General features: G+C 44.5%; 30 protein-coding genes and 1 pseudogene. 21 read left to right on the top strand and 10 right to left on the bottom strand.

Translation table 11 applies throughout. The features are described 5' to 3' along the window. The 5 genes and pseudogenes from NL643_RS18160 to NL643_RS18140 form a co-directional block, all read right to left on the bottom strand. Entirely contained in the window at window positions 1-1,014 is a 1,014-nt protein-coding gene (locus NL643_RS18160) for a flagellar motor switch protein FliG (RefSeq protein ID WP_005394839.1), read from the bottom strand. Continuing rightward, window positions 983-2,736, bottom strand: a pseudogene (gene fliF, locus NL643_RS18155) (flagellar basal-body MS-ring/collar protein FliF). The gene NL643_RS18160 and the pseudogene fliF overlap by 32 nt, the downstream one beginning before the upstream one ends. 3 nt (window positions 2,737-2,739) lie before the next feature. Then, a complete protein-coding gene (fliE, locus tag NL643_RS18150; protein ID WP_005375045.1) occupies window positions 2,740-3,096 on the bottom strand; it encodes a flagellar hook-basal body complex protein FliE in 357 nt (118 codons plus the stop codon). Between the two features lie 15 nt (window positions 3,097-3,111). Next, a complete protein-coding gene (locus NL643_RS18145; RefSeq protein ID WP_006741978.1) occupies window positions 3,112-4,443 on the bottom strand; it encodes a sigma-54-dependent Fis family transcriptional regulator in 1,332 nt (443 codons plus the stop codon). Beyond that, window positions 4,443-5,462 (bottom strand): OmpA family protein, encoded by a 1,020-nt coding sequence (locus tag NL643_RS18140; protein ID WP_253644927.1) that lies wholly within the window; start codon window positions 5,460-5,462, stop codon window positions 4,443-4,445. The genes NL643_RS18145 and NL643_RS18140 overlap by 1 nt, the downstream gene beginning before the upstream one ends. 384 nt (window positions 5,463-5,846) lie before the next feature. Between NL643_RS18140 and NL643_RS18135 the strand changes: the two genes are divergently transcribed. The 10 genes from NL643_RS18135 (at window position 5,847) to NL643_RS18090 (ending at window position 15,361) form a co-directional block, all read left to right on the top strand. After that, window positions 5,847-6,665 (top strand): FliM/FliN family flagellar motor switch protein, encoded by an 819-nt coding sequence (locus NL643_RS18135; protein ID WP_074190374.1) that lies wholly within the window; start codon window positions 5,847-5,849, stop codon window positions 6,663-6,665. Then, a complete protein-coding gene (gene fliN, locus NL643_RS18130) occupies window positions 6,662-7,033 on the top strand; it encodes a flagellar motor switch protein FliN (RefSeq protein ID WP_005398044.1) in 372 nt (123 codons plus the stop codon). The genes NL643_RS18135 and fliN overlap by 4 nt, the downstream gene beginning before the upstream one ends. Window positions 7,034-7,051: 18 nt before the next feature. After that, the gene (fliP, locus tag NL643_RS18125; RefSeq protein ID WP_005398045.1) at window positions 7,052-7,810 is read left to right on the top strand and encodes a flagellar type III secretion system pore protein FliP; all 759 of its coding nucleotides are present in this window, start codon (window positions 7,052-7,054) and stop codon (window positions 7,808-7,810) included. Window positions 7,811-7,823: 13 nt separating this feature from the next. Further along, a complete protein-coding gene (gene fliQ / locus NL643_RS18120) occupies window positions 7,824-8,093 on the top strand; it encodes a flagellar biosynthesis protein FliQ (protein ID WP_005375036.1) in 270 nt (89 codons plus the stop codon). Next, a complete protein-coding gene (gene fliR, locus NL643_RS18115; RefSeq protein ID WP_006741982.1) occupies window positions 8,093-8,869 on the top strand; it encodes a flagellar biosynthetic protein FliR in 777 nt (258 codons plus the stop codon). The genes fliQ and fliR overlap by 1 nt, the downstream gene beginning before the upstream one ends. After that, a complete protein-coding gene (gene flhB, locus NL643_RS18110) occupies window positions 8,866-9,993 on the top strand; it encodes a flagellar biosynthesis protein FlhB (RefSeq protein ID WP_253644926.1) in 1,128 nt (375 codons plus the stop codon). Before fliR ends, flhB begins: the two co-directional genes overlap by 4 nt. A gap of 31 nt (window positions 9,994-10,024) precedes the next feature. Then, window positions 10,025-12,115 (top strand): flagellar biosynthesis protein FlhA, encoded by a 2,091-nt coding sequence (gene flhA, locus NL643_RS18105; protein WP_253644925.1) that lies wholly within the window; start codon window positions 10,025-10,027, stop codon window positions 12,113-12,115. 19 nt (window positions 12,116-12,134) lie between these two features. Beyond that, the gene (locus tag NL643_RS18100) at window positions 12,135-12,905 is read left to right on the top strand and encodes an EAL domain-containing protein (protein WP_047009608.1); all 771 of its coding nucleotides are present in this window, start codon (window positions 12,135-12,137) and stop codon (window positions 12,903-12,905) included. A 304-nt stretch (window positions 12,906-13,209) separates the two neighbouring features. Further along, the gene (lafA, locus tag NL643_RS18095) at window positions 13,210-14,055 is read left to right on the top strand and encodes a lateral flagellin LafA (protein WP_054866831.1); all 846 of its coding nucleotides are present in this window, start codon (window positions 13,210-13,212) and stop codon (window positions 14,053-14,055) included. A gap of 55 nt (window positions 14,056-14,110) precedes the next feature. Then, the gene (locus tag NL643_RS18090) at window positions 14,111-15,361 is read left to right on the top strand and encodes a 6-hydroxymethylpterin diphosphokinase MptE-like protein (RefSeq protein WP_253644924.1); all 1,251 of its coding nucleotides are present in this window, start codon (window positions 14,111-14,113) and stop codon (window positions 15,359-15,361) included. Between the two features lie 354 nt (window positions 15,362-15,715). Here the strand turns inward: NL643_RS18090 and NL643_RS18085 are convergent, their stop codons facing one another. Next, a complete protein-coding gene (locus NL643_RS18085) occupies window positions 15,716-16,003 on the bottom strand; it encodes a hypothetical protein (RefSeq protein ID WP_041853112.1) in 288 nt (95 codons plus the stop codon). 388 nt (window positions 16,004-16,391) lie between these two features. Between NL643_RS18085 and fliD the strand changes: the two genes are divergently transcribed. The 9 genes from fliD to NL643_RS18040 all read left to right on the top strand — a co-directional run bounded on the left by fliD (window position 16,392) and on the right by NL643_RS18040 (window position 23,000). Continuing rightward, window positions 16,392-17,729, top strand: a complete 1,338-nt coding sequence (fliD, locus tag NL643_RS18080) for a flagellar filament capping protein FliD (protein ID WP_253644923.1) — start codon at window positions 16,392-16,394, stop codon at window positions 17,727-17,729. Window positions 17,730-17,749: 20 nt separating this feature from the next. Next, window positions 17,750-18,136 carry a flagellar export chaperone FliS gene (fliS, locus tag NL643_RS18075; protein WP_005398523.1) on the top strand — a complete coding sequence of 129 codons (387 nt, stop codon included), beginning with the start codon at window positions 17,750-17,752 and terminating at the stop codon, window positions 18,134-18,136. Continuing rightward, window positions 18,120-18,440 (top strand): hypothetical protein, encoded by a 321-nt coding sequence (locus NL643_RS18070; RefSeq protein ID WP_005398525.1) that lies wholly within the window; start codon window positions 18,120-18,122, stop codon window positions 18,438-18,440. Before fliS ends, NL643_RS18070 begins: the two co-directional genes overlap by 17 nt. Further along, on the top strand, window positions 18,437-19,510 hold the full coding sequence (locus tag NL643_RS18065) for a flagellar hook-length control protein FliK (RefSeq protein ID WP_053808277.1): 1,074 nt from the start codon (window positions 18,437-18,439) through the stop codon (window positions 19,508-19,510). The genes NL643_RS18070 and NL643_RS18065 overlap by 4 nt, the downstream gene beginning before the upstream one ends. 22 nt (window positions 19,511-19,532) lie before the next feature. Beyond that, entirely contained in the window at window positions 19,533-20,033 is a 501-nt protein-coding gene (fliL, locus tag NL643_RS18060) for a flagellar basal body-associated protein FliL (protein WP_005398533.1), read from the top strand. A gap of 12 nt (window positions 20,034-20,045) precedes the next feature. After that, complete coding sequence (locus tag NL643_RS18055) at window positions 20,046-20,774, top strand: FliA/WhiG family RNA polymerase sigma factor (RefSeq protein ID WP_005396579.1); 729 nt, start codon at window positions 20,046-20,048, stop codon at window positions 20,772-20,774. Window positions 20,775-20,784: 10 nt separating this feature from the next. After that, the gene (gene motA / locus NL643_RS18050; protein ID WP_005396580.1) at window positions 20,785-21,642 is read left to right on the top strand and encodes a flagellar motor stator protein MotA; all 858 of its coding nucleotides are present in this window, start codon (window positions 20,785-20,787) and stop codon (window positions 21,640-21,642) included. Next, window positions 21,642-22,634 (top strand): flagellar motor protein MotB, encoded by a 993-nt coding sequence (locus NL643_RS18045; protein WP_047009612.1) that lies wholly within the window; start codon window positions 21,642-21,644, stop codon window positions 22,632-22,634. Before motA ends, NL643_RS18045 begins: the two co-directional genes overlap by 1 nt. A 78-nt stretch (window positions 22,635-22,712) precedes the next feature. Further along, window positions 22,713-23,000 carry a hypothetical protein gene (locus NL643_RS18040; RefSeq protein ID WP_031780567.1) on the top strand — a complete coding sequence of 96 codons (288 nt, stop codon included), beginning with the start codon at window positions 22,713-22,715 and terminating at the stop codon, window positions 22,998-23,000. Here the strand turns inward: NL643_RS18040 and NL643_RS18035 are convergent. The 4 genes from NL643_RS18035 to NL643_RS18020 form a co-directional block, all read right to left on the bottom strand. After that, a complete protein-coding gene (locus NL643_RS18035; protein WP_109169235.1) occupies window positions 22,997-23,215 on the bottom strand; it encodes a DUF6500 family protein in 219 nt (72 codons plus the stop codon). The two genes, NL643_RS18040 and NL643_RS18035, sit on opposite strands and share 4 nt — an antisense overlap. 10 nt (window positions 23,216-23,225) lie before the next feature. Then, complete coding sequence (locus NL643_RS18030; RefSeq protein ID WP_253644922.1) at window positions 23,226-23,603, bottom strand: PH domain-containing protein; 378 nt, start codon at window positions 23,601-23,603, stop codon at window positions 23,226-23,228. A 118-nt stretch (window positions 23,604-23,721) separates the two neighbouring features. Further along, entirely contained in the window at window positions 23,722-23,937 is a 216-nt protein-coding gene (locus NL643_RS18025; RefSeq protein ID WP_046875742.1) for a TIGR02450 family Trp-rich protein, read from the bottom strand. Window positions 23,938-24,076: 139 nt separating this feature from the next. Then, window positions 24,077-24,550, bottom strand: coding sequence for an HPP family protein (locus tag NL643_RS18020; protein WP_005396586.1), 474 nt, complete (start codon window positions 24,548-24,550; stop codon window positions 24,077-24,079). 98 nt (window positions 24,551-24,648) lie between these two features. Here NL643_RS18020 and NL643_RS18015 point away from each other — a divergent pair, with 98 nt between their 5' ends. Together NL643_RS18015 and NL643_RS18010 are read left to right on the top strand one after the other, a co-directional pair. Continuing rightward, window positions 24,649-25,194, top strand: a complete 546-nt coding sequence (locus NL643_RS18015) for a TetR/AcrR family transcriptional regulator (protein ID WP_253644921.1) — start codon at window positions 24,649-24,651, stop codon at window positions 25,192-25,194. A gap of 98 nt (window positions 25,195-25,292) precedes the next feature. Continuing rightward, entirely contained in the window at window positions 25,293-25,757 is a 465-nt protein-coding gene (locus tag NL643_RS18010) for a MerR family DNA-binding transcriptional regulator (RefSeq protein ID WP_253644920.1), read from the top strand. Window positions 25,758-25,785 lie beyond the last annotated feature (28 nt).

The following is a 25,785-nucleotide window of genomic DNA, read 5'->3' as shown; positions in this document are numbered from 1 at the left end:
TTACTCCACCGTTGGCTCTTCATAAAGAAGCAACTGAACTTCACCAGATTCATCCAACTCACGTACCATTTGCATGATGTCTTGACGCGCTTTTTGAACACGACTTAGCGCAACAGCCCCGCGCGCTTCCATATCGTCTTCCAGTGCTTTCACCATACGCTGAGGCATAGAACGTTTAATGGCTTGCTGTAACGTAATTTCTGAACCTTTGAGTGCAACTGCCCACAATTCTAGTGGGATCTGCTGCACCAGCATGTCCATGGTTTCTTCACGCTGACGACCAAGAACCATAAAGTCGAACATATTCTCTTCAATGGCATTAACGACATCTTCATCATGCAACTTCAGCATTTCCATCAACGACCCGCGATCACCTTCAAAGCGGTTAATGATGTCAGCAGCTTGCTTGACACCAGATAGCGGTGTGCTTTGGCTTGCAGATACTTTTTCAATGCAGCGCTCAACGAGCTCATGCAAATCAATAGCAACTTGATGATCGATGTCTTGCAGCTGAGCAATTCGGAACAAGATTTCGTCATGGTAATCTTGTGGCAGGTGCTTCAACACCGCTGAAGAGCTATCAGCTGGCAAATAGGCAAGAAAAATCGCTTGCATTTGCGGGTGCTCATTCACAATGAAACGAGCAAGCGTTTCTGCTTCTACCCACTGTAAGCGCTGCATATTGTTGCGAATTTCATCACCATACAGCGTATTCAGCAGCCCTTTTGCCAAATCATTACCCAATGCTTTACGTAGCGTATTAGACAAATATTCTTTAGAAGCTCCACGAATGCCACTGTGCTCACGAAAGTCTTCAAAGAAAGTTTGAATAACGCCGCGAGCGGAATCGCTCTTAATGCCATTCAACTTCGCCATTGCACGAGTCACCCGCTGGGTTTCATCACGGCTAAAGTGCTGTAAAACCTTCGCAGCGGCATCCTCGCCCATGCCTAATAGCACGAGCGCGGTTTGTTCTACATAACTAAGCGTCTGCTTTGATGGAACTGTGTTCATTGATGTTTACCCATTGTTTCAGTATTTCGGCTACGCGCTCTGGCTCTTCATTGGCAATAAGCTGTAGGTGTTTCAATTGAATCTCTAGTGGCGAACCGGCTGGAGGCAGCATGTCGCTGTTTACATCTAAGCCGGAAGAGGCTGAGATACCTTTTTCTGATAGACGGCGATCAAGCACTTCTTCATGCTCACGCTCTTCACGCGTTTGCAGGTTGTCATAATCAGGCTCTTCTTGCGGCTCTGCAAAGTCTAACTCTGGTACTGGCTTATCAACGCAACGCCTGTGAGGTGCATGATCAATGGGCGTAGTACGAAGAAGATCATCGCCAAGCCTAACAAACCACCGATAACGTAACGTATTGGCTGCTGTACTGTAGGGTCTTGCCACCACGGCAGCGCAGGAGGCGCATCAATTTCAATTGGAGTGAAGTTGAAACTCATCAAGCTTAAGCTGTCACCTCGTGCCGCAGAAATACCGACAGCATCCATGATCATATTTGAAATCTGCTCTTTATCTGCTTCACTCCAAGCAACACCATCCGGAGAGGCTTTCGAGTTCAACAGTACCGACACGCTCATTTTCTCAATTTGACCTTGTTGGTATTGAGTACGACGAACACTACTCCCCACTGCATACTGACGGTTTACTTCAGAGCGTGCGTTGGTGTTTTGGCTATCGTTCGTTTCTACTTCTTCACCAGTTACCGGCGGTTGGTTGCTTAGAGAACCTGGTACGCCTAGCGCAATTTGGTCAACTGAGTTGTTGTGAATGGTGTGCTCGTTACGTACGACAGGTGCGTTATCCAAAATCTCTTGCGTTTCTTCAACTTGGCTAAAGTCCATATCAGCAGCGACTTGCACACGGAAGTTACTCGGACCCACAATTGGCGTAAGCATGTCTGCTGCGCGTTGAATGATCTGCTTCTCAACGTTCTTTTGATATTCAAGGTATTTTGCATTGACTTTACCTGCTTCCGCCGAAGCAACATCTGCACTGAGTAAACGGCCATATTGGTCGATAACAGATACAAATTCAGGCTTCATCGCCGTCACGCTACCAACCACTAAGTTGATGATTGCTTCAACTTGCTCAGACTTGAGGTCTTCGCCAGGTTTCAGCTCAAGCATCACTGACGCTGAAGGGTTCTCGCTGTTTTGACGAACAAATAAGGTTTGACGAGGAATAGCTAAGTGAACACGCGCATTCGCCACTGAATTCAGAGACATGATAGTGCGTACTAACTCACCTTCTAAACCATGACGGTAACGCGCCGTTTCCATAAATTGGCTTGTACCGAGAGAGCTGTCTTCTTTAAGCGAATCCAAACCTGTCGGCAGTTTGGCTTTAACACCTTTTGACGCAAGCAACATGCGAACTTTCGCAACTTCGCCTTCTGGCACAAGAACTTGGCCATTTTGCTCTTGCATACGGTAGCTCACACCTTCACTTTCTAATACCGAGACAATCTCTCCGATATCAAAACGTTCTTGTTGGCTATACAGTGGACGGAAGCTTTGTGAGGAACTCCAAAGAGCGACCACAATGATTGCCGCAACAATCGCAGCGAGTACGGCAGATAACACTAGGTTTCTCTGGCTACTCGACCAGATTTGCTTCAGCTTCGTTGTTACATCGTCCATGCTATTCGCAGTAGAAAATGTCTGTGCTGAGCCGGAGGTCATGGCTGTATTTCCGGCGACTTGGGGGGTTAGTTCTGACATGAATTACACCGGCATCTTCATAATATCTTCAAATGAGGTCACGACTTTGTTGCGCACTTGCATCAAAGCATTAAATGATAAGCTGGCTTTTTGGCTAGCGACCATCGCACCAACTAGGTCATCACTTTTTCCTGTTTCTACGGCCGTCATTTTTTGACTAGCCACTGATTGATGTTGATTCACTGTATCCAACACATTTGTCATCGCTTGTGAGAACGATAATGGTGCGTTTAGTGATTGTTGATCTAAAGGATTTGCACTCACGATAAACTCTGGCGGCTGCACTTGTGCCTGCATCGCCTGCATTTTTGACAACATAAGTTGCTCTGCCGAGACCGCATGAGTAGGTTGACTTGCCATCTATTTTTTCTCCTATTAGGCAGCCGAGCCTAGTGCCGACTGTAAATCAATACCATGTTCTCGCATGGCTGCGAGTTTGTAGCGTAGCGCTCGAGTTGATACTCCAAGCGCGTTTGCGGTTTTCGTTCGGTTTCCACCAAACTGACGTAATTTTTCTAAAATAAATTGATATTCGGCCTGCTTCTTCGCTTCTACATGACCAAAGCTTGAAGCTGGCTCAGCGGATGGAACTGGCGCAACAAGTTCAATAGGCAGCATCAGATCATGGGCAGTAATGTAGTCACCATGACGCATGACCAATGCACGCTGAATGACATTTTCCAACTCGCGAATATTGCCTGGCCAGTGATACTGACTCAGCGCACTGATCGCATCTTGGGATAGATGACAGCGACTGCTATCTTGATACTTTTCAATAAAGAATTGGCTGATCGGTAAAATGTCTTCTTTTCTTTCACGCAAAGGCGGCCAGTGCAGAGGCAAAACATCCAATCGGTAATAAAGGTCTTCACGGAATGTGCCTTTTTGAACTTCTTCACGTAAGTCTTTATTGGTTGCCGCAATAACACGAATATCAAGCTTCACCGCCTTGTGGCTGCCTACGCGTTCCACTTCACGCTCTTGAAGAACGCGTAATAACTTGGCTTGAACTGCAGGGGACATTTCACCGATTTCATCTAACAAAATCGTCCCGCCATTCGCTTCTTCAAACTTACCGCTTTGAGAGTTAGTCGCTCCTGTGAAGGCACCTTTTACATGACCAAATAGAACCGCTTCTAGCATCGACTCTGGAATGGCGGCGCAGTTAACCGCCACAAATGGACCATCAATACGTGGAGAGTGCTCATGCACATATCGAGCCAGCACTTCTTTACCCGTTCCCGATTCGCCTGTAATTAACACACTGGCGCTGGTGCAAGCGGCACGATGCGCCAATTGCAGTACCTGCTTGCTTCGCCAAGATTCCGCAACAATGTTGGCCATTGGCTTACCTAGCGCTTCAACGCGCTTCAGTAAATTGAGCAGCTGATTCGCTTCAAATGGGCGTAATAGATAATCGGTTGCTCCCGATTTCATCGTCTCAGCCGCCAAGATTCCCTGCTCTTGATCGACAATAGCGATAACAACACCAGAGTTACGTTGCTTTTGGTGGCAAGCAACAAACTCGCGGACACACATGTCCGGTAAAGTAGAGCTCACAAGAGTGATTTCTGCTCGCTCTTCAAGTAATGCGCCTCGGCCAGTACGAGTGTGTTTTGCGGTGTAACCTGCATTTTGCAACACATCCAATACTGGTTGAGCAAGAGCTTCATTCGGCTCAACCAACAAAATTTTCGTTTTCGTCATCATTGAACCTTAACTTTCGTTTGTTGATTTTGTTGTTGTACATCAGGGTGGTGTTTCACTGCCGTTCGCTCGTTATCTCTAACTAGGCGCAACGTTACACGTCGATTTTTCGCTTGGCCCTTCGTCGAATTATTGCTGGCAATTGGGTAACGAGAACCATGCGCTCTTGTTTCTATCATCGATTTATCAATACCAAGTTCAACTAAGGCCTCGGCAACTTGCTCTGCTCTAGTACGTGATACTGAAAGGTTCGCCAAACTAGAACCAACGTTATCGGTGTGGCCATCAATTAAAATCTTGGTCACGCGATCATCAACAGATACATAGCTATTTAACGCTGCGAGCGTTTCTTGCTGCTTACGACTGAGCGCCTTCTGACCAAAGTCAAAAGACAGAACAAGATTTCGTGCCTCTGAAAACGAAAGCTTAGGCAAACGCGCTCGACAGGCATTAAATGACTTGAGCGCGTTTTGAATTTGAATAGTCGGAATCACAATCTCTGACAAAGAGGAAGCATTACTTCCCTTTAGTGACAACGTCACCCAGTTACCAGTAGCAATTGAATCCATGAGTTCATCAGCACCTTTGCTGAAGACAAATCGTTGGGATGGCTTAGTAAAATCAAGGGTGGCAAACTCTTTTCTATAAAGCTCACTAGACCAAGGGGTACTTTGACTTATTAGAGCAATCGTTTTCCATTTATTATTTTCATAATGTATATCGGAAATAAAATAAGTTTTATTGTTAGGTTCCGAACGGAAATAAAACTTCCCATACGGCGTGCTTGAGTGCAATAAGTTGCATTCAAAGTTGTTTCCTTTATATGTCCACTTTGAAAGGTCCATGGGGATGGTCACAACCTCACCTGAATATGTCACCTTAGACACTAGCAAACTGACAAAAATAAATATTTTACAATTTATTAAACCGTTAGGGTTCATGTATATCTTACAATTCCATGACCTTATCAATTTAATTAAATATGCCACTAAGCCGTGATAACTGGCATAGCTAATCATGTTAATTACCTATTCTGAATATTGAAACTGGTTACAAAATACTCACAAGAGCATAGCCAAACCTTTAAAATCAAGATTTAAGCTTTAAAAACAATGTCTTATATTTTAATTATCTAAATTAGCTGTTACACCATGAAGATGGTTTTAAAAAGTTAATAACAACTAAAAACGCTTAATATTTTTATATTTTCTTATTAAGCAATTTATAAAGGAAACTAACCCTTTTTAAATTTTATTAAAAGATTAAGACTATATGCTCAAAGCAACATGTGAACTAAAGTCACAATCTTAGAGTTTGAAACTAAAAGATCATTAAAATTTCTGTGTAGACTACACGCCATTAAGTTAAAACAGTTTCGATTGTTAACGCACGGTAAAATATAAATGGAAAATAGAGTTAGCGAGCCTATTTCTGATATTCAACTACTTGATGTAGAATTATTAGGCAAACCTATTCATATCATTCGTGAAAAGCTTGAAGGCTTGATTTCAGAGTCTTGTTCCAGCCTTACGATTGAATTACAAAATTGGCTCAGTACGAGTAAAGTGGAAGCTAGCTTAACCTCTGTAGACTTGCATCGCTTTACACCGATAAAAATGGATAAAGACCAAACGTCAACCTATCAACACCAAGAAGGCGGAATGGTATTTGTTCATGGAGATTCTCACACGTTAATAAAACTGGCAGATCGGTTCTATGGCGCCAGCACTGAGCGTTCAGCAACAACACTGACAGCAAGTGATCTCCGCTTACAAGAGCGAATCAGTCGTATCATTATTGGTTGGCTTGCACCAGGTGAGATGTGGGAAATGGGTGAGTACGAAGCGCCCCGAGGGATTGGAATTAACGTGCAATTAAACATCGCGTTTGACGATCACCAAGGCTCAATTCATCTCAAACTAGATAGCCACCTTATTCAAACACTGATCGAGCAGCTTGAACTGCAGCCCGATACGGATTTGTACCAACCATTCTGTCGCTCTTTAGAGGCAACGCCTGTTCGACTGAATGTTGTTTTAAGTAAAAAGAAGATGCCGTTGAGCGACGTTGTTGGCTTACAACCTAACGATATTTTACCAATTGAGCTTCTTAATACGGTTCCAGTCAGCATTGGTAACCAATCTTTATTTACAGGTCGTATTGCTGAGCAAGACGGCCAACTTGTTTTGATCTTTAACCCTGATAAGGAACCGCAGCGATGAGCGAAGCGCCAGAAACGAATGCATTCGACGCAGAAGAATTGAACTTTGACGACTTTCAATTAGAAGACTTTGAAGCTGAAAGTACGCTCCAACAAGAACCAGCAACTGCGGAACGTGATCTTAGCTTTTTCAAAAGTATTCCCGTCACTGTCACGCTGGAAGTTGCAAGCAAAGAAATCCCACTTGGGGACTTAATGAAAGCCGGAGAAGGCACGGTTATCGAACTTGAAAAGCTCAATGGTGAGCCTTTAGACGTAAAGGTAAACGGCTCTCTAATGGGTCACGCTGAAGTCGTCGTCGTTAATGATAAGTACGGACTTCGTCTGATCGATGTACATGACTCTGCATTGAGTGGCGTTGGTCAATAATCTTAGGTAGGCATCACAATGAAAAATCTGAGCGCTTGGCACCGTTGGTTACCTCTTTTGGTACTGGTGTCACTTTTGTTTGCTTTCCCAACCATGGCGGCAGACAACGGCTTAACTATCTTGTCCGTTTCTGATGGCGACACACAGCAAGAATACAGCGTTAAATTGCAAATTCTGTTGTTGATGACGGCGCTCAGTTTTCTTCCAGCATTCATTCTGATGGCAACGAGCTTTACTCGGATTATCGTCGTCCTCGCGATTTTGCGCCAAGCCCTTGGTCTTCAACAAAGTCCTCCTAACCGCGTATTGGTTGGGATTGCTTTGGCATTGACCTTGCTGATCATGCGACCTGTTTGGAGCGATATTCATGAAAATGCATTTCAACCATATGACAATGGTGAAATCACGCTAATACAAGCGTTCTCTGTAGCAGAGAAACCCGTGAGAGAGTTCATGCTGGCACAAACTCATCAAAGCTCTCTTGAGCAAATGCTGCGTATTGCCAATGAACCACTCGACCAAAACGTTGAAGATATTTCTTTTGCGGTTGTCTTGCCTGCGTTTGTCATCAGTGAACTAAAAACCGCCTTTCAAATTGGCTTTATGCTCTTCATCCCCTTCTTGGTTATCGACTTGGTTGTCGCCAGTGTGCTCATGGCAATGGGTATGATGATGCTATCGCCTTTGATTGTTTCACTCCCTTTTAAACTGGTGGTGTTTGTACTCGTGGATGGCTGGGCAATGACGGTTGGCACATTATCTGCCAGTTTCGGTTAAATAGGAGCATGCTATGACCCCTGAACTAACCGTAACGTTATTTTCCGATGCAGTATGGCTGATCATTCTGATGGTTGCGGTACTGGTTGTTCCTGGCCTAATTGTCGGTTTGTGTATCGCCGTTTTCCAGGCCGCCACACAAATCAACGAGCAAACACTCAGCTTTTTACCACGTTTGCTCGTTACGCTATTGATGGTGATTTTTGCGGGTCATTGGATGCTCCGAAAAATCATGGAACTGTTTGATTTCTTATTCCACAACATACCGGGGATGATTGGCTAATGGCCATCACATTTGCAGAGCTCTCAGCGATACTCGGTCAACTCTGGTGGCCGTTTTTTCGTGTGGGAGCTGTATTTATTTCGATGCCCTTCTTTGGTGATGCAATCATTCCCGTTTGGATCCGTACCTTACTGGCACTTTCGATCGTCGTGATTACCGCACCATTGATGCCACCAATGCCACAAGTCGAATTATTCTCCATGACGTCTCTATTCCTTGCTTTTGAGCAAGCGATTTGGGGCGTGATGTTTGGGCTAATTTTGCACATGCTCTTTAACGTTTTCACCATGCTTGGTCAGGTCGTTTCTCTGCAAATGGGATTGGGTATGGCAATGATGAATGATCCTATCAACGGACTTTCTGTCGCCATTTTGGGCCGTATATTTCTTATATTTTCAACCTTGTTATTTCTCGCGCTAGAAGGACACTTGCTCGTCATTGATATCGTGATTCAAAGTTTTGTCGTGTGGCCGGTCGGTTCTGGCATCACATCGCTTTCTCTGCAAGGCGTTGTAAATATTTTCGGTTGGATGTTTGCCTCAGCTTTAGCACTAGCGTTGCCTGCTATTGTTTCAATGCTCTTAGCCAACATCAGTTTTGGTGTGATGAATCGCGCCGCCCCCTCACTCAACGTGTATGCATTAGGTTTTCCAATGACGATGCTTCTTGGCCTGTTCAGCGTATTAATTTCAGTATCTGGTGTGCCGGGTCGCTACACCGCGCTTGTGCACGACACCATCAGACACTTGAGTAACTTTATGTTGGGGGGCGCATGAGCGATCAATCGTCTCAGGACAAAACTGAAAAAGCCTCGCCGCAGAAAGTAAAAAAAGCGCGCCAGGAAGGACAAATTCCTCGTGCTAAAGAGTTTACTACTGCGGTGATATTTCTAGCGGTGGCGCTCTACTTTTACTCTCAGCTCAATAGCATTTGGGAAAGTATGTCAGGTATTTTTCGCTACAACATGATGCTGACGCGAGCCGACTTAGAAAACCCGAAACAGCTTGTCGAGCAATTGGGACAAAGTTTAGCGGTCATCATCGACATGCTATTGCCGTTGTTTACCGTCATTATTATCGTGACCTGTGGTAGCAGCCTTGTACTAGGCGGTTGGATGTTCCGTCCGGCGAACGTTATGCCAAAGCTGAGCAAAATTAATCCTTTAAGTGGGATAAAGCGCATTTTTTCGACACGCTCAGTGGTTGAGCTCTTAAAGTCCACATTCAAAGTAGCCGTTATTTTCGGCATCTTATATGGCTATTTAGACAACCACTTACAGCCTCTGCTAGGTATGCAAAACTTACCTTTAAGCCAAGGCTTTTCCCTCGTGATGTCTATTCTCTTTGAAGGCTTATTGTTGATGGGGTTTGCGTTGTTGTTATTTGGTGTTGTAGACATTCCCTACCAACGTTGGGAGCACCTAAAAGAGCTGCGTATGACCAAACAAGAGCTGAAGGAGGAATTCAAGAACAACGAAGGCCGCCCTGAAGTAAAGCAGCGAATCCGTCAAATTCAACAGCAGTTTGCACGCCGTAAAATCGATAAGATGGTACCAACGGCTGACGTAATCATCACTAACCCAACTCACTACGCTGTCGCTCTGAAGTACGAACCTTCACTTTCTGATGCTCCATTTGTGGTTGCAAAAGGCGTAGACGAAACAGCCATGCACATTCAACGAATCGCCCGAGAAAACAAGGTGGAGCTCATCAACTCACCACCGTTGACTCGTTCGATCTATCACACCACGGCGATTGAACAAGCAATCCCAAGCCAACTGTACATTGCCGTGGCACATATTCTTACTTACGTTTTGCAATTGAAAGCCTTCCGTAAAGGTGAAGGAAAAGAGCCAACTCCTTTGCCTCATTTTTCGATTCCAAAGCATTTGCAGCACTGATTAACCCGCGTTTATCCAAGGACACGAAAGTATGCTTAACCGGTTAAAACAACTTCAAACATCAACCAAAGGCTACATTGGCATTCCAATTGTCTTGCTAATGATTTTGGCAATGGTGATTTTACCTTTGCCTCCCCTGCTATTGGATGCGTTATTTACCTTCAATATAGTCTTAGCAATCCTAGTATTGCTGGTCAGCACTACCGCAAAGCGACCATTAGACTTCTCAGTTTTTCCAACGATTTTGTTAGTCGCGACATTATTACGTCTTACACTAAACGTCGCTTCCACACGAATCGTACTCCTAGAAGGACATAATGGGGGGGATGCGGCAGGTAAAGTCATCCAAGCGTTCGGTGAAGTCGTTATTGGCGGTAACTACGTCGTTGGTATGATGGTGTTTGTTATCTTGATGATCATCAACTTCGTCGTAATTACCAAAGGTGGCGAACGTATCTCTGAGGTGTCAGCGCGCTTTACTTTGGATGCCTTACCGGGCAAACAGATGGCGATTGATGCCGACTTAAATGCCGGTCTTATCGATCAGGAAACCGCTCGATTGCGTCGTAAAGAAGTCGCTAACGAAGCCGATTTCCACGGCTCGATGGACGGTGCCTCAAAGTTTGTGCGAGGCGATGCTATCGCTGGTTTGCTGATTCTGTTTATCAACATCATTGGTGGTATCAGCATCGGCGTCTTTGAGCATGGACTCGCAGCATCTGACGCCTTTAAAACCTACGCACTACTTACAATCGGTGATGGCTTAGTAGCTCAAATTCCGTCACTTCTATTGGCAACGGCTGCAGCGATTATCGTTACGCGAATTAATGATAGCGATAATGGCATGTCGGAAACCATGCAAAAACAATTGCTGGCAACCCCGGCGACACTGTTTACCGTCGCAGGCATCATGGCTGTGATAGGCATGGTACCAGGCATGCCACATTTGGCCTTTTTTGCTTTCGCGGGTGCTTTAGCTTTCGCGGGTTGGCGTCAAACGAAAAAGCCCGTGCTAGACTCCCAAATCGAGGAGGTCGAAGCACTTTCACAAGCCATGCAAGAGGACGATACACCACTTACGTGGGAAGATATTCCTCATGTTCAAACGTTGTCGCTTTCCCTGGGTTACCGTCTCGTTCACCTAGTCAACAAAGAACAAGGTGCACCTTTATCACAGCGTATTCGCGGTGTGCGCCGTAACCTATCTGAACAAGTCGGCTTTTTATTACCAGAGGTGCGTATTCGAGACAACCTAAGCCTTAAGCCGAATCAGTATACAATTTCTCTCAATGGCGAAGTGATCGAACAAGGCTTTATCGAGCCAGAACGTTTGATGGCGATTGCAGTCGGCGAAACGTACGGTGAAGTAGATGGTATTTTGGGCAGTGATCCTGCTTACCAATTACCAGCAGTGTGGATTGAACATCAAGACAAAGCGAAAGCGCTGAACATGGGTTATCAAGTGGTCGATGATGGCACGGTCATCGCGACTCATATTAGCAAGATAATGAAAACAAACCTTGCTGAGTTGTTTACGCACGACGATGTTGAAGCCATGACGCAACGTTTGACACAGCAAGCACCGAAGTTAGCCGAAGCCCTAGCCGCGGCACTTAACCCTGCGCAGCAACTCAAAGTATATCGCCAGTTGTTACTAGACCAAGTGCCACTAAAAGATATTCGCACGATTGCTAACACGATGTTGGAATCCGCAGAAAACACTAAAGACCCGATTTTACTGGCATCTGATGTGCGTTGCGCACTAAAACGCACGCTCGTAAACCTGATTGCGGGACAGAAAAACGAATTAAATGTCTATGCTCTCTCTGATGAACTAGAACAAATGCTACTGACTTCGCTACAACAAGCACAATCTTCTGGTACAGTAATGTTAGACAGCTTCCCAATTGAGCCAAATATTCTTGGTCAGTTCCAACAAAACTTGCCACTGATAAGACAACAGCTCAAACAACAGGGATTACCTCCGATTCTTCTCGTTATGCCTCAGTTACGTCCACTTCTGGCTCGTTACGCACGCACATTTACGCAAGGACTGGCAGTATTGTCTTACAACGAAATTCCAGAAAACAAACAAATCAATGTGGTAGGAAACCTTGGTTAATCTTATTTCAACACATGCGATGTACGAACATTTGGTTGGTCTCGCAGTACAACATATCGTCACGGATGACGATCAATTAGTATTTGATGCTTTAAAGCACAATGACATTCAACACGCGTGCCAAGCCATTCGCGAGACTCAATCAGGAGAGGTAGAATTCCAACACCTGACGTTGAGATTTGGCACGCGTGGCGAACAAAGCGTCTATCAATTCGAACTCTCTGAACAAATGCAGTACTGCCTAGATTTGTTCAGCCTTTATCTCGCATTGCGACAAACACAGTTTCAGCTAGAAGCCTTTCACCCCGACTTAATCAGTAACGTCGTCGTGCCGATAAGAATTGACGCATTACTATGGGAACCAGGCATATACTTTCTCGAACAGATGATTCAGTTTCACTCTTGCGCTTTTCAACATGTGATTCCTTCTCTTCAAGCAGACAAAACGCTATGCGCCTATGATAAAGTCTCAGCGCTGATTGAGAAGTTAAGAGAAAACGCCTACTCACTTTGGTTTGAAGTCGCGACATCACAAGTGAACTTCGAACGAGTCGCTGACTTTAGTCCCGATATGATCAAACTATCAGTCACATTAGAGGATAAAGAAGAAAGACATGCTTTCCTACCGATTGCTAAGTTCTTAAGAAAGCACAAATACCCTTGGGTAGCCGGGCGGGTAGCGAGCCAAACAGAGCTAAACCGCTATCGCTTGTTAGGGGCCAATTATTACTTTGGTTATTTCAGTGACATCCCGACCTCCCTCTCTTTTCAATCTTTTGGTGAGGAATGACAGAATCCTAACTATTAATCTTTATAAAACAGCGCGAATTATTCGCGCTGTTTTTTTATTTATAACGAAGAACGACAATATTGATAGATGACTGCTTCCCTGATTAAGTCAGGCTTATTCAGGTTATTTGATGTTATATCTGTATTTTCATGGAATACAAGTCACTAAAAATCATCAATTTTGATCTTTTTTAGGAATTTTTTAATTTTCAAATTAATCATTAAAGCTGACCGACCGCCTCTAGTTAGTGACTAGGGAATATCCCGAGGCCTGAAAGATATAGTGACTAACTAAGGAGACTAAGATGGCTTTATCAATGCACACTAACTACGCATCGCTTGTAACTCAAAACACTCTGAACAACACAAGCGGTCTTCTAAACACTGCGATGGAGCGTCTAAGCACGGGTTACCGCATCAACTCAGCAGCAGACGACGCTGCGGGTCTACAAATTGCAACTCGTCTGGAAGCTCAGACTCGTGGTATGAATGTAGCGATGCGTAACGCACAGGACGGCATCTCTATGATGCAGACTGCTGAAGGTGCAATGGATGAGATGACAAACATCACATACCGCATGAACGACCTAGCAACACAATCTTTGAACGGCTCAAACAGTCAAGAAGACCGTGCAGCTTTGGATGCAGAGTTCAAACAGCTAGCATCTGAGCTAGGCAACATCATGGAAAACACTTCATTTGGTGGTCAAAAACTTCTAGCTGAAGGCGGCGGTTTTGGTGCAAGCAGCGTTACTTACCAAATTGGTGCGACTGGTGCAGAGAAACTAGCTGTAAATGCAAAAACACAGCTAAACGAGATCTCGACAGCAATTGCAGGCCTGACAAGCATCAGCACTGCTGCTGCAGCTTCTACAGCTCTTGCAAACCTTTCAAGCTCTGGCGGTATGCTAGCAGATCTAGGTACAGCACGTGCTCAGTTTGGTGCTAACATCAACCGTCTAGAGCACACAATGACTAACCTTGGTAACATGACTGAAAACACTTCTGCAGCAAAAGGCCGTATCACTGATGCAGACTTCGCTACAGAGTCTTCAAACATGACTAAGAACCAAATGCTTATGCAAGCAGGTACAACAGTTCTTTCTAAGACTAACCAGCTTCCTGGCATGGCAATGTCTCTACTACGCTAATCATTGAAGCTTATAACCCCACCCATCCGGTGGGGTTTTTTACTATCTGAATATTATGACACCAGTTTATTCTCAACATATTGATATCATTCGCTCTCGTTGGCCTGACGTAGCAAAAGCCTTAGACAGTGCAGACTTTAGCGACTTACACTTTGAAGTAGTTGAAAAAGCAGCGATGACCCTAAAAGTCAACGGAGTTCAACTTAGCAGTGCTTATGACCCGGTCGAAGAAGCCTTCCAGTACCGAAGCCTAACGTCTAGCGACGATTATCATATTTGGGGCATCGGTATGGGCAATGTCCCATCCCTGTTAACACAAGATAAAAATGCTCGATCAATTCGTGTTTATCTTTATAACCTACCGTTAGCAAAATTGGTGCTTTCTCTCGTTCCACAACAATGGATATCCGATCCTCGTGTTTCGTTGATCATCGTCTCAGAAGACCAAAGCGATATAGGTAGAAAACTCGCGAGCCTTACTTGGGATGATTGTATCATTCTCAATGCCGACAGAGCCATTTCGCGTCATACTCATCAATGGCTTTATTTCCGCTTAGAAAACCGTGTTTTGATCGGCTATGCAAACGCTAGCTATAGACATAGCGATGAAGAACTGCTCACAAGAGAGAAAGAAAACGAACCTCTTTTAAAACGCCTAAACTCTTCTGATCATTATCTTATGTATCAAGTAGACGACGCTATTTGTATTGGTGCTGGCCCATCACTCCAGCATCATATTGAAGAGTTAAAAACAGTCTATAACCGACCAAATCGTCCCAAGCTTATTGCTGCATCAACTGCATGCAAGTGCTTAATTGAAAATAACATCAAACCAGATGTCGTATTTGCTGTAGATTTAAATTTAGGTGACGAACATATTCCATATGAGATCGCCAAAAATACTATTTTGGTGTTTGGTAGCCATATGCCTAGCCGTATTTTCCAAAACTGGCATGGCGAGAAGTATTACTTACACTTGGGTGACTTCACATACGACAGATTTGCAAGCAAACTACCGGTTAAATATCGCCCTTACTCGTTTGGTTCGGTAATCCATCCTCTAATCCACTTCACCCTTTTACAAGGTGCTACCCAAGTATCACTAATCGGATGCGATTTTGGTTTCCCTGGAGATATCATCCATTCAGGACGCGAAAACAGACCAGACGACCCGAACGCGACGATGACAGCACGAGTAGAGAATGGTTATGGTGAGATGATCAAAACCTCACCAGCCTACCGCATGTTTGGAAGCGGTGTTGAGAACCTAATAGCAGCATCACCACAGACCAAGTTTTACAATTAGAGCCGTATTGGTGCAAAAATTATTGGTGCTGAATATTTCAATGTGGAGGAACTATATGGCAACCGAGATTAACTCTGTTTATGACACTTTTATTAAAACTTCAGAGGTTTACTCATACGGTGACCACTTGACAGGCGACTTAATGTTAGGGAGATGTCTAAATCTCCTAACAAAATTATTCACCGTTCAGTCAGAGCGCACGTCTGTTCTCGAAATACTTTCGCGAATAAATACCGCCCGAGAAGTTCATGACTTCACTGCACTTGCAGATATTCTAAGGTATGAAATTGCGCCTAACATAAAAGCGTTGAGTGAACGCTATTAGCTCTAGAAAGCCTCATCATTGAGGCTTTTTTATCGCCTGATGTAAATAGAACTATTATTATCCCAATGAGAGTCTGGCAATCTAAAACCTACTTTCAGCATAATATTCCTTAACACTTTGTTAAATAACTCTAGTTCCACTGGCTCAGGACTATTATCGAACTGATAGCGTTTTAACTCAGGAAATTTTGATATGGCCTCTTTTTGGATACTTGCCAACTCGTCAGAATTAAGACTCTGCTTGCTAAGTAATTTAGCGTGAATAAAGCGCTCATATTCGCGAGCACACTTCATTAGTCGTAAGGCAAATTCGTTCATAATTGTTGTTTTTCTTTCCGATACTCCAATTTGATGAAAAGATAACAGGAAGCATATAAATACGATGTAAGAATTATCTTAATTCATTAGAAGTAAACACCGAAATATCTATTCTGAGTCCCTTCCTCCCTTTCAACTCCACTTAGAAATTCTATTAAACATTTACGAGTCTTGAGTCGCCTTGTCTTATAGGAAAACGCTACTTGTTTTCTAGAGGAAAGCGGAACACAAAAGGTGGAACCACAGCTTCCTCTCTATGAAATAATACATCGCAAAGCATTGTTATATATAGCTATTTATATACGGCACACATCTTGCGATGAACTGTTAAACCAAGGCATAGCAGATAAGCTATTTAAGCCGTATATATGAGAGAGGGAGTAACCTCATGAGTTCATTAGATCCAATTACAATGGCTACTAAATTTGCCACTTTTGACGTTCAACCGTTTCAACAGCGCTATCAGCTACAAGCCAGCAAATATCAAGCGCAACTTTCCGCTCTAGGTAAAGTTGAAACGGCATTACGAGACTTTCGTAATTCGTTAAACGAAATGAACAGCAGCACAAACACCATCATTAAGAACAGTGCAACCCTATCTCAGGAAGGTTACTTTACAGCCAGTGCAGATGCTAAGGCCCTCACAGGCAACTACCAAATTTTTGTTGAGCAAGTTGCCACGTCTCATCAAGTCTCTACAGGGATGCCTGCTGATCTAGAAGCAACAACTGAAGTCCCAACAACTGGCTCTCTCGAGTTCACGATCAATGGCGAAACAATGACGCTAGATCTATCGACTGTTGATTCAGACGGTGATGGCACAGCAACAGTCAGTGACTTAGCAAAAGCAATCAACAACAACAGCGATAACCCTGGAGTAAACGCCACCTTAGTTCGCTCAAATGGTCAAACTCACTTTATGTTATCAAGCACTGAAACTGGTGTTGCTAACCAAATCAACGTATCGGCGTCTGGTACTGGCCAAGCCTGGTTTGAAGATGCATTCACAAATCTAAACCAAATTAGCGCCCCGCAAGATGCTGTAATGTGGTTGGGAGCTAAAGACTCTGGTCTCAAACTGACGAACGCAAGCAATACATTTGAAGGTGTAATCGACGGTGTAGATATTACTCTAACCAAAGCTCAAGCTTCTGGTGAAACACCTGTTGGCCTTGATATAGGCTCTGACAGCGAAGCAACTAAAGAGCAATTGGATAAGTTTGTTGACGCATATAACACTCTTATTGGCGCAATGAACCAGCACACCCAAATAGGTAGTGAAGACAAAAAACGTGGAGTGTTAGCAAGTGATCCAACACTTCGCTCCATTGAGAGCCAATTAACTAATTTGGTTCGAGGGGAACACGGTGGTATGCGTCTGAGTGAAATCGGTGTGAGCTTGGATCGTGATGGGAAAATGAAAGTCGACCACGAAAAATTCGCCGAAGTTCAAAAGAATAACAGCGTGGGCTTGGAAGCAATGTTTAATGGCGACGATGCCTTACTTGACTCAATGGACGCGATGATTGATCCATTTCTGAAGTTTTCATCAGGCGCATTCAAATCCCGTAAAAATGCGCTTCAAGCTAACTTGGATCGCATAGAAGATAAACAATCTACATTAGAGCGTAAATACGATATGTCGTACAAACGCTACATCAAACAGTTCACACAAATGAGCGCGTTAATGACCCAAATGAACCAAACCATGTCGATGTTTGGCTAAGCCTTTAGGAGAAAAAACTCATGCTTATGGACTCTGGCTATGACTCGTACCAGCAAGTAGACCTCAACGCGCAAGCGGCAGCAGCAAACCCACACCAATTAGTCATTATGTTGATCGATGGCTTACTTGATGAAGTTGAACGTATTCGTGGCCATTTGGCTGCGAATCGCTTGGCGGAGAAAGGTAACGGAATCAACAAATGTATGAACATCTTAATTGGGCTCACAAGCGCTCTAGATGATGAGAATGGTGGCGAAATTGCTGAAAATTTACGCCAGCTGTATGACTTCTGCCAAGTTGAGCTTTATTACGCCAGCGTGCAGAACGATGCGAATCGCTTGGTTAATGTCGAGCGTGTAATGGGTAATATTCGTGAAGGTTGGATGAATTTTGGACAACAAGCATAAAGTGTCGCCAGAGCGATTTCGTCATTTATCTCAGCTCATCCAATTCGCTACAAAAACAGCAGATTGGCATGCGCTTAAGCGCTATGACTTGCAGTTGCGAGAGCTATTGATCAGTCACAAACCTTTTTTGAAGGATCCTAAGCTTGCACCTGAAATTCAACGTGCCAAAACCGTTCATGCTGATGCATTCGCTAGATTAGAAAAGTCGAAGAACGAGTTAGAAAAAGAGATGAACATGGTCAATGACCATCAAGAGCGCGCTATGGCCTATCAATTAGCGATGACCATGGAGCTAACTCAATGATCGTATCTCCTTCAACTCAAATATCCGGCAATGCATCACCTGGCCATGAAGGCAACATAAAACAAGCAAGAGCTGTACACGGTTTTTCTCATAACCCTATGTCGGAGCATAGCCAGTATGACGGCCAAGGTTTCGCCTCAGCTTCAACCGTGCCGAGTTTTCATCTTACCGCTCCAGCTTTGGACAGCGAAGAAAAGGCGCATGCTCATGGTTTGGATACTGACGAACACTCGGCTTCTGAAGCAGATGCTCACCTGACAAGTACACTGGGTTCAACAGAATCACCTGATCTTGCTATGCAAGCTCAGGCTCTAACCCAGCGTATGCTCACTATGGCAGAAAAGCAGTCGGGTCAGTTCGGAAAAACTCCGCCTTTATCGGTAGCTAACGATGTTAAGTCTACAATACAAGACTCAAATAACGCCTTTCTAAACACCTCTCCAAAGCAACAAGAGGTGCAACAAAGCCAACCGATGTCATCGAACTCGCGTCTATCAATCTCCAGTGCCGACTTTCAGACCCTATTGAGTCAACCAGCTCAAGGGCAACCAACGGCCTCACCACTCCAAGGACAAACACCAACGCCACAAGCCCCGAACACCGCCGTTGCCACGAGTCATATTCAAACTCAAGGCTCTGAGTGGGCGGCTGTGCGCGTTGACACCAGTGCTGGGAAATGGGGAGAGCAAATGATGCAAGTTCTGCATGACCGTGTGACTCTTCAAGCGCAACAAAATGTACAAGAAGCCAAAATCCGCCTCGACCCACCGGATTTAGGTAAGCTGGATTTACTTGTACGTGTTGAAGGCGACCGACTAAGCGTGCACATCAATGCCAATGCAGCCGCAACACGGGAAGCTTTAATGCAAGTGTCTGAGCGTCTACGCACAGAACTGCAAGAGCAGAACTTCGTCCATGTCGATGTCAACGTGGGCTCTGATCAAAGCCAGAGTCGCAATGACCAACATACAAATGAAGAAGACGCCACTATTTTCGCAGCACGAGAATCTGGTGCATTCCAAACTACAACAACAAACTATTCAGAACACTGGCTGAACACTCAAGCCTAGTTAATCCTCGAGGAAAAAGGTTATGACCAAACAACAAATGATCGCCCTGTTTATCGCCATGATCATCACCAGCGCCCTCGTTTCGGCCGCCACGATTATGGGCGGAATCTGGTACTTAAACAAACACGCTCAAGAGTCACCTGACTCTGGTTCCTTGATCGATGATTCTCCATTGTCATTTTTAGTCACAGAAGAACCGACAAGCAAAGGTCCTAGCTTCCATCCTTTAGACAAAGTCGTTTTGACCGTGAAAGGTAAAAAACAGACTCACTTTGTCATGCTAGAACTAGCAATTGAAACACGCCGTCCTGAGCGCATCAAAGACATTGATGAGTACATGCCAATGGTACAAAACTCATTATTAAAATTGTTTAGCGACAAAACATTTGATGAGTTACAGCAAGCGGGTGCCATCGATATTCTGCAAAACGAAGTAAAACAAACGCTTTTACTGGCTTTTGCTAAGACAGACATCGTTCGCGAAATCGACGATGTTTTGTTGACTAAATATGTTGTGCAATAACGGAGCACAACCATGTTAGACATGAATATACAAGACACCTATACCACAGAAGAGGAAGTGACGACGCCATCACGCCCAATTGACGAAAATGCACTGCTGCAACGTCATCAAGTTATGGTGAAACGCGTCGTTAACCAGCTACGTGTTCATGCCACTTCTCACTGTAGTATTGAAGATATGCAGCAAATTGGCCTTATCGCTCTAGTTGAAGCTGGACGCCGATACGGCGATGTTGACGATCCTCATTTCCCTGCCTTTGCCGTGTGTCGCGTTCGAGGTGCAATTTTAGACGAATTACGCCGGTTAGATTGGCGCTCACGTAAAACTCGCCAACAGGCTCACGAACTCAACGACGTGACTCGAGATCTCACACGATCTTTAGGTCGGATGCCTACGGATGCAGAAATCATCCAAGCCTTGGGGACGAATGAGCAGGACTATTACAACCGCCAAAATGCCGCCCTTGCGGGAGAGATGCAAAGCCTTGACCAACTGATGGAAAGCAGTGGTGATAGTTATATTGGCGGGCAATATGATGGCATGGAACATGAACATATTCGTCGCAGTTTAGATAGCGCTTTAGGCAAATTGCCGAAGCGTGATCAATTGCTGCTTACTCTGTTCTATCAACACGAACTCAACTTACACGAAATAGCTCTGGTATTGGATCTGACACCACCTCGTATATGTCAGCTTCACAAACAAGCGCTGAAACAACTCAACCAATTAATGTCCTCTTAGGAGTCACAAGATGCAAAAGTTTTTTGGAGTCCTCACTATCCTGGTGTGCGTCTTCGGTGGATACATGTGGGCCGGCGGTAACTTAGGCGCTATCTGGCAACCAGCCGAATTCCTTATCATCATTGGCGCTGCTGCTGGTTCTTTGATCATCGGTAACCCACCTCACGTACTGAAAGAAATGCGTCGCCAAGTGCCTGCGACCATCAAAGGCCCGACAGAAGAGCATGAGTACTACATGGAATTAATGGCGCTACTCAATAACTTGCTTGAGACAGCGCGCAACCGTGGTTATAAGTTTCTCGACTCTCACATTGAGTCGCCAGAACAGAGCTCTATGTTTCTCGCTTACCCGACGATTGCTGAGGATCATCGCCTAATTTCTTTCATTACTGATAATTTACGTTTAATGGCAATGGGACAAATGTCGCCTCATGAATTAGAGGGACTGCTAGAGCAAGAAATTGAAGCTATCCAAAACGAAATGCTTTTGCCTTCACGCTCACTACAGCGTACAGCAGAAGCACTACCTGGCTTCGGTATTCTTGCAGCAGTTGGTGGCATCATTATCACCATGCAGGCCATTGATGGCTCAATCGCTATGATTGGTTATCACGTTGCAGCAGCTCTCGTAGGTACATTCATTGGTATTTTCGGTTGTTACTGTGGTTTAGACCCACTAAGTAACGCCATGGCTCAGCGAGTAAAACGTAATATGACTGCTTTTGAATGCGTACGCGCAACCTTGGTTGCCTACGTAGCGAAGAAGCCGACATTGCTCGCCATTGACGCTGGTCGTAAACATATTCAGCTAGACATCAAACCAACATTCAACCAAATGGAGAAGTGGTTAGCTGAACAGGAGGGATAATGCAAAAACAAGAGCATGTAGTGTTCAAACGTGCCAAAGCACACAGCCATGATGAACCTCATGGCGGCGCGTGGAAAGTCGCGTTTGCTGACTTCATGATCGCCCTAATGGCGCTGTTTCTTGTGCTTTGGGTTATGCAGGTGGTAGACAAAGAAGAGCGTAAAGCAATTGTCGCCCACTTACATAGCTCAAGCGTATTCGACAAGAGTTACGGTAATCCATTTGATACTTCACAAAGTATCTCTCCTATTGACTTGGCACAGGACTCTTCTGTGCCAAGTAAACACAATTCCAACCACGTGGTAAGCTCATACTTTCGAGGTGACGGCGATGGGCCAGAAATCGACTCGTTGATTCCTGGTAACTTCGATACTCAGGAGCAACTTGCAGCGTTGGCGAAAGTCATTGAACGAATGACCGCTCAGATTAACGCACAAGGAAATGTCAACGTCACCGTGACCCCACAAGGCCTACGAATCGTCCTTCAAGATGATTACAAACAGCATATGTTCAGTCGTGGTGGCGCAGAGCTGACCCCTTTCTTCGAAGACTTATTACTTGCACTTGCGCCTGTATTTCAGCGTGTGAACAACCCACTGATCATCAGCGGACATACGGATGCGATTCCATTTAAAAAACGCTTTGGTCGTCAATCAAACTGGGCGCTATCTGCATCTCGAGCTGATGTCGCAAGAAATACGCTGGTTGAAGGTGGCATGCCGGATGATCGAGTCATGCAGGTCACAGGCATGTCGGATAGAGCACTGCTTAACCCTGATGAACCAGATTCAAGCGAAAACCGCCGTATCGAGCTGTTCATTTTAACGACGCCAGCAGCCAAAGTACTCGAAACTCTTTTTGGTAACCACCAAGAAAGTGAACTGCAAAAAGCGAAAGATAAAGCCGAATTTAACCAACCAGTCATTCGACAAGAAGTCATCAATTACTCGGGTGATACGGCCACCAACGAAGTAAATATTCAAGAATTATAACCTCAAAAGGTCACCTCGCCTGATGGTGACCTTTCTAACTGAAACCTCTGTTACTGTGACTTTTTAGTTGAGTTCTATATGCACATAACACCTTCCGAAAACAAAAAACGCGATCTGTTGAAGAAAGCCTTTTTATGGTTAATTGTCTTCGACTACCTTTTATTGGCGTTTTTCTTAACTCAGCTGTCCAGTTTAACGCTTAACAGTGGGACCATGATCAGTATGCTGCTCGTCGTCTACAACGTCTTACTCGTTTCTCTGTGCTTTCAAAGAACCAATAAACAGGACTCTTATATTATCTACCCTGTTTTATCCGCGACGTTGTTGGCATTTGTCTGCTTTCTTTATTTCTTTTTTTTAATTTAGATACCTGACTCCACCATTGATTTGATTTTTACTGCTTTTTCGAAGTGGTCGAGCCGATGGGTCTGAATCCACCACGTAGCCGCCTCCATCAACCGTTCTGGATCATCATTTTTGTTGGCGAAAAACGCATAAAATGAGAGCCCAACCTGCTCACCTTTGCTTGCGATCTTTTTGTCACAGACCTCTATTATTTTGTCTCTCAATGAAGCTCTCATTTCTATTCCCTTAAGCTAGTACATACTCACTAACCATACGGTTGAAAGAAATCAGATCAAACGAGCCTTTAATTTCAAAACGAACTCTTCCCACCTCACTCATGAAGAACTCAATTTCACAATCTAAGTCAAAAGTACCAGACGTCTCGATAGAAAATGCATTGATCTTGCTATAAGGCAGCGACGTATAATCCACTTTTGAGCCCGTCTTCCCTTGCACATTCGCCGCAATCACTCGCTTGTTGGTAAACACCACTTGGTCGCGAACCGTTTTAAAGCCCGCAAATACCCACTCGCCATCAATAAGAAACTTGTGAAAATCTTCCCTAACTTTTGATACCTCAATGGGCTTAAGCTTAAACACTGATGAATTGTCGAAATCGATCATAGTCATTCCTTTTTAGTTGATAGCGAACAAACTCAACGTAGCAGATACACAAACCGTTGCCTATCAGCTAAGTACCATCTTTCGATTTCAAACCTAGGAAAAAATTCAACAAAGTGCATTACTTCCAGCCCTGCCGCCATAGCTCTGGGTCTTTCAGCTCTTGCCAGTTCATCTCTTGCTCACGTTTACTCATAACCGCCTCAATGACACATTTCACAACATTGCCGTCTTCATCCAGTTCCATTTCAGTTACGACAAAGTGCTTCTCTTTATTTTTAGGTGACGTCGCCGTCCATTTGCTGTGCAATAGCTTCTTGGGGTGAATTTTATTCATAGTGGTATACCAATTTAACTAGCATCTTTATGTATACGACTGAATACCAAGAGAGAATCAGATTTTATTTTTAAGCATCCACGAAAAGAAAAAGCCGCAAAAGAGGTCATCCCCTAATGCGGCCTTACTTGCAACCCAATTAGGTCTTTTGACCGTTCAAACGAGGGTTTAAGTACTGACTCTGTAGCAACTGCAACGCCTTACCAACCAGCACAATCACCACCGCGCCAATCAATACGGGCGTGAACAGAAAACTCCACCCCTGCCCAGATGCCATGATCAAGATTGGATTTGCGCCCGCAGGTGGATGCGTTGTCTTCGTAATCAGCATTGCTGACACTCCTAACCCAGTCGCAATCGCGAGGGTGATTGGCGTGATCTCAACATATTGGCTAAACGCAATACCGATAGATGCCGTAATGCAGTGACCAATGATCACATTTTTTGGTTGAGCGAGAGGGCTGCTAGGCACCCCAAACACCAACACCGCCGTAGCACCAAATGGCGCCATGAGAAGTACAACCTCAGTAAGAGACACCTCGGCGTAAGACAACACACCAATAGCCAATGTCGCACCAAGCCCCGCGACCAACGATAAAATTAAATTATTCATAAACACCTCAAAGTAGACCGAATTGTCTACAAATTAAAATAGACAAACCTGTCTACCTTTGTCAATATGTGTTTGTAGAACTTTTTGAGGACGTAGTTATGAACAAAAAGAAACAGTTATTGATCGACACCGCGTTGTCGCTGTTTTACAAACAGGGCATCAACTCCATTGGCATCAATGAAGTCCTTAAAGTATCTGGCGTGGCTAAACGCACGCTGTACAGCCATTTTGAAAGCAAAGAAGCGCTCATCCTCGCCGCACTAGAACAACGCCACCAAATCTTCATGGCGTGGCTAGAGGAGAAACTATCACCAGCACAATCGAGCACAGACGTGATCGACCAGTTGTTTACCGCACTTAACGGCTGGTTTCATGGTTTTGAGGAAAAATTGGGCGAGTTTCGCGGCTGTTTCTTCATCAACACGTCCGCCGAATTCAGTGACGACAGCGGCGAGATCGCAACGTATTGCCGCTACCATAAACAACAGGTTCGAGAGCTAATTCAACGCTATCTCAAATCAGACAACACATCATTACTCGATGCCATTTGCATCATGAAAGAAGGTGCCATCACCACCGCTTACATGACAAAAGAGTACGACGACGTCACAAAGAAATGCGTGGAAATTTTGCATAAGCTGTAACGGTAAGAAAGCAAGAAACGAATCGACCGAGCACCAAACTGGCGAGAATATTCAGAAATGGTAAGGTTATTTTATCCACCTAATGAGACACGCTTGATATGAAAATTGGCGAACTGGCGCAAAAAACTGGCCTTGCTCCCTCGCGTATTCGATTTTACGAGCGCATCGGGCTGCTAAAAACCGTGACCCGTAAAGCCAATGGGTACCGCGAGTATCCGCAAGAAGCGTTAATGATTCTGGACATGATCACAACGGGTCAGCAAGCTGGATTCAGTTTGGATGAACTAAGTGCGTTACTGCCATCCGACCTTTCTAACTGGGATCATCATCAGTTGTTGACAACCTTGCAGCAAAAAGTCCAAGAGCTAGACGAGCTTGAGCGAAAAATTGCGCAGAGTAAAAGCAAGTTAAAAGAAGTACTTAAAGAGATTGAAGCTAAGCCAGATGACATGGACTGTGCAATGAATGCAAAACGCGTCATGTCTCAGCTTGGTCAAACGATTCTGACCAAAGAAAACCCTTCAAATAGAAATAAAGCCGTCACCAAAGCAAAGCAACGTTAACAAGCGAAGCTTTACTCTTGATGTTGAG

This window comes from Vibrio sp. Y42_MX_L11 (assembly GCF_024181785.1).
Taxonomy (GTDB): Bacteria; Pseudomonadota; Gammaproteobacteria; order Enterobacterales; family Vibrionaceae; genus Vibrio; species Vibrio diabolicus.
Note: the sequence above shows the minus strand (reverse complement) of the source record. Positions and strands in the feature narration are given on the sequence as shown.

What these genes read in the sequence shown, in the direction of transcription:
- NL643_RS18030 (WP_253644922.1), bottom strand. Translation starts at nt 23,603, where the DNA reads ATGATCGATTTCGACAATTCATCAGTGTTTAAGCTTAAGCCCATTGAG.
- NL643_RS18045 (WP_047009612.1), top strand. Translation starts at nt 21,642, where the DNA reads ATGCAAAAACAAGAGCATGTAGTGTTCAAACGTGCCAAAGCACACAGC.
- flhB (WP_253644926.1), top strand. Translation starts at nt 8,866, where the DNA reads ATGAGCGATCAATCGTCTCAGGACAAAACTGAAAAAGCCTCGCCGCAG.
- flhA (WP_253644925.1), top strand. Translation starts at nt 10,025, where the DNA reads ATGCTTAACCGGTTAAAACAACTTCAAACATCAACCAAAGGCTACATT.
- motA (WP_005396580.1), top strand. Translation starts at nt 20,785, where the DNA reads ATGCAAAAGTTTTTTGGAGTCCTCACTATCCTGGTGTGCGTCTTCGGT.
- fliN (WP_005398044.1), top strand. Translation starts at nt 6,662, where the DNA reads ATGAGCGAAGCGCCAGAAACGAATGCATTCGACGCAGAAGAATTGAAC.
- fliR (WP_006741982.1), top strand. Translation starts at nt 8,093, where the DNA reads ATGGCCATCACATTTGCAGAGCTCTCAGCGATACTCGGTCAACTCTGG.
- NL643_RS18020 (WP_005396586.1), bottom strand. Translation starts at nt 24,550, where the DNA reads ATGAATAATTTAATTTTATCGTTGGTCGCGGGGCTTGGTGCGACATTG.
- NL643_RS18100 (WP_047009608.1), top strand. Translation starts at nt 12,135, where the DNA reads ATGTACGAACATTTGGTTGGTCTCGCAGTACAACATATCGTCACGGAT.
- NL643_RS18140 (WP_253644927.1), bottom strand. Translation starts at nt 5,462, where the DNA reads ATGATTAGCTATGCCAGTTATCACGGCTTAGTGGCATATTTAATTAAA.
- NL643_RS18055 (WP_005396579.1), top strand. Translation starts at nt 20,046, where the DNA reads ATGTTAGACATGAATATACAAGACACCTATACCACAGAAGAGGAAGTG.
- fliQ (WP_005375036.1), top strand. Translation starts at nt 7,824, where the DNA reads ATGACCCCTGAACTAACCGTAACGTTATTTTCCGATGCAGTATGGCTG.
- fliS (WP_005398523.1), top strand. Translation starts at nt 17,750, where the DNA reads ATGCTTATGGACTCTGGCTATGACTCGTACCAGCAAGTAGACCTCAAC.
- NL643_RS18145 (WP_006741978.1), bottom strand. Translation starts at nt 4,443, where the DNA reads ATGACGAAAACGAAAATTTTGTTGGTTGAGCCGAATGAAGCTCTTGCT.
- NL643_RS18025 (WP_046875742.1), bottom strand. Translation starts at nt 23,937, where the DNA reads ATGAATAAAATTCACCCCAAGAAGCTATTGCACAGCAAATGGACGGCG.
- fliE (WP_005375045.1), bottom strand. Translation starts at nt 3,096, where the DNA reads ATGGCAAGTCAACCTACTCATGCGGTCTCGGCAGAGCAACTTATGTTG.
- fliL (WP_005398533.1), top strand. Translation starts at nt 19,533, where the DNA reads ATGACCAAACAACAAATGATCGCCCTGTTTATCGCCATGATCATCACC.
- NL643_RS18040 (WP_031780567.1), top strand. Translation starts at nt 22,713, where the DNA reads ATGCACATAACACCTTCCGAAAACAAAAAACGCGATCTGTTGAAGAAA.
- NL643_RS18035 (WP_109169235.1), bottom strand. Translation starts at nt 23,215, where the DNA reads ATGAGAGCTTCATTGAGAGACAAAATAATAGAGGTCTGTGACAAAAAG.
- fliP (WP_005398045.1), top strand. Translation starts at nt 7,052, where the DNA reads ATGAAAAATCTGAGCGCTTGGCACCGTTGGTTACCTCTTTTGGTACTG.
- NL643_RS18065 (WP_053808277.1), top strand. Translation starts at nt 18,437, where the DNA reads ATGATCGTATCTCCTTCAACTCAAATATCCGGCAATGCATCACCTGGC.
- lafA (WP_054866831.1), top strand. Translation starts at nt 13,210, where the DNA reads ATGGCTTTATCAATGCACACTAACTACGCATCGCTTGTAACTCAAAAC.
- NL643_RS18090 (WP_253644924.1), top strand. Translation starts at nt 14,111, where the DNA reads ATGACACCAGTTTATTCTCAACATATTGATATCATTCGCTCTCGTTGG.
- NL643_RS18085 (WP_041853112.1), bottom strand. Translation starts at nt 16,003, where the DNA reads ATGAACGAATTTGCCTTACGACTAATGAAGTGTGCTCGCGAATATGAG.
- fliD (WP_253644923.1), top strand. Translation starts at nt 16,392, where the DNA reads ATGAGTTCATTAGATCCAATTACAATGGCTACTAAATTTGCCACTTTT.
- NL643_RS18010 (WP_253644920.1), top strand. Translation starts at nt 25,293, where the DNA reads ATGAAAATTGGCGAACTGGCGCAAAAAACTGGCCTTGCTCCCTCGCGT.
- NL643_RS18015 (WP_253644921.1), top strand. Translation starts at nt 24,649, where the DNA reads ATGAACAAAAAGAAACAGTTATTGATCGACACCGCGTTGTCGCTGTTT.
- NL643_RS18135 (WP_074190374.1), top strand. Translation starts at nt 5,847, where the DNA reads ATGGAAAATAGAGTTAGCGAGCCTATTTCTGATATTCAACTACTTGAT.
- NL643_RS18160 (WP_005394839.1), bottom strand. Translation starts at nt 1,014, where the DNA reads ATGAACACAGTTCCATCAAAGCAGACGCTTAGTTATGTAGAACAAACC.